At 52.7% G+C, this 222-nt stretch carries 1 pseudogene; it reads right to left on the bottom strand.

Annotated features, from left to right (window positions below):
• Window positions 1-222: pseudogene (locus LKX83_RS33285) on the bottom strand (iron-containing alcohol dehydrogenase); the annotation flags it as partial.

The following is a 222-nucleotide window of genomic DNA, read 5'->3' as shown; positions in this document are numbered from 1 at the left end:
TATCGTTACCGTCTATCCATGCTCGCTCCAAGTTCGGATAGATCCGACGAATCGCTGATAGCGCCATCGTATCCGTCAGCGGTTGCTGTTTACGTGAGATATAGGCTTCGATTGCATGGGTCAGCGCATCCACTCCCGTCCCTGCTGTTACGCCCTTCGGACAGCTTACTGTCAACTGCGGATCAAGTATGGCAACACACGGTACAAGAAAACGACTGGCGA

It is taken from the genome of Cohnella baijiui (genome assembly GCF_020731285.1).
Taxonomy (GTDB): domain Bacteria; phylum Bacillota; class Bacilli; order Paenibacillales; family Paenibacillaceae; genus Cohnella.
Note: the sequence above shows the minus strand (reverse complement) of the source record. Positions and strands in the feature narration are given on the sequence as shown.